Raw genomic sequence first — 1,634 nt, 5'->3', positions numbered from 1 at the left:
AACTCTGTTATTACTAATATTGTAGTTGCAATAACGGGGCGGACCATACATTTTTTATCTTTTTTATATAATTACAACTAACACTCTGCTTCAAGTATCCTGCCATTAAAAGAATCATTGGTAATAATATATTCCATGCTACTAACTATCTCTTCTTGTAATGCAGTATGAAGCATTGTTTCTTCATCTGGAGTAATTGGAATAATGGCACCTACTCTGATATTAAAAGAGGATAACTCTTTAGCCCAACTGACGGTTAAACCTTGGATCACCGATATACTAGTATCAGAAAGCAAGGCATGATGGTTAGACGGTTTTAAGGCCAAATTAATAATAAGGCTTGGTTGTTTGTTGTCTTGCATCAATGTTGCTGCAACTTGTCCAACACTAAAAAAAGTCGTTGCGCTGTTACACATGACATCATTGAATTCATTAATTGCATTGGGTTCAAGAATATGAGGTGTATCAGTACATTTTGGCCATGTGTTGAGTAAGACATTAAATGTGCCTAGCTGGCGATGAATACGAGTAAAGACTTGCTTAATGGTACACGGTTGAGTGTTTTTTAAATGAAAGATGTCGATATGACGAGAAAATTGAGAGCAGGCATATTGTGTTGCTTCTAAATTACTGATGTTACTATCAACAAGAGCAAGTTTTGCTCCTAACGATGCTAAATGAATAGCAATGGTTTTACCGATGAGAGTACCTGCTGCGGTGATGACTATTACGGATTGGTCGATGAGCATAGTAGTATCATCCAAAGATTGTCATAGGTATATGCTAACCACTTATAAATATGACATGAGCGTATAGGTTACTGATAGCACCTATCAGTAGTTAATAACCATATTAGTTAGCACATTCACGATAGAATAATTAGATGTGGCAATGTTTGATAGTGCTCACAAAGATGTCAATTAAGTATATTTATGGGCGCTATCAGAAGGTTATATGAATATTAAGCCGCGTGATAAAGCTCAGACGTTCGTTTAGCATGGATGAGCGATGAATATAAGTTTTTTGGTGATGCAGAGATAGGACGAGGCTCTTCCGGTGGTAGTTTGCGACGTTCGTGAACAGAAAGGTTATGGAAGATATCTTCAGGTAACCCTTTAGTATTCTCTGTTGGAAATGTTAACGCTGTGGGTTGCAGATCATGCAGTAAACGGGTACTCGTAATGCCTGATTCATGAAAAGCTTTTGCCTGATCCGCAGAGCGTTGGTAACAATGCTCTGATGTAGTCAGTGGCTGAGGAGAAGGTAGCTCAAAATAAGCACGCAGTTGTTGCTCAGTTTGAACCTGCTCAGGTTCGTTATCTTGCGGTGTATTTTCCATTAACTCTGAAGATAGCAATGCAAGCATTAATGAGAAATCAGCACGGCGACCAGATTCAACCGCTTGGTTGAGCCCTGTACCTAGCTGGATCTCATTGATCAGCATATTATCTAAAGAGATGTGTTGCATGGAAAAATAAGCCCTAATCATATTGATAGTCTTTATATCGACATCAAAACCAAGAGCTTTAACTTTTTATGCTATTAATAAAAATAAAAAAGCCCTGCCGTAATAACACGATGAACTGACCCCCAATAGTTGGACACCAATTATTGGGGGTCTTTTATGTCCAAAT

General features: G+C 38.1%; 2 protein-coding genes. Both read right to left on the bottom strand.

The genetic code is table 11. The annotated features are described in order from the left end of the window. Positions 1-77 precede the first annotated feature (77 nt). A complete protein-coding gene (locus I3259_RS20160) occupies positions 78-749 on the bottom strand; it encodes an SDR family NAD(P)-dependent oxidoreductase (protein WP_238031444.1) in 672 nt (223 codons plus the stop codon). A gap of 212 nt (positions 750-961) precedes the next feature. Beyond that, positions 962-1,468 (bottom strand): VC2046/SO_2500 family protein, encoded by a 507-nt coding sequence (locus I3259_RS20155; protein ID WP_238031443.1) that lies wholly within the window; start codon positions 1,466-1,468, stop codon positions 962-964. Between the last annotated feature and the right edge of the window lie 166 nt (positions 1,469-1,634).

This window comes from Photobacterium sp. Ph5, assembly GCF_022129445.1.
In the GTDB taxonomy this organism is placed as follows: domain Bacteria; phylum Pseudomonadota; class Gammaproteobacteria; order Enterobacterales; family Vibrionaceae; genus Photobacterium.
The sequence above is the reverse complement of the archived record's forward strand: the minus strand, read 5'-3'. Positions and strand labels throughout refer to the sequence as shown.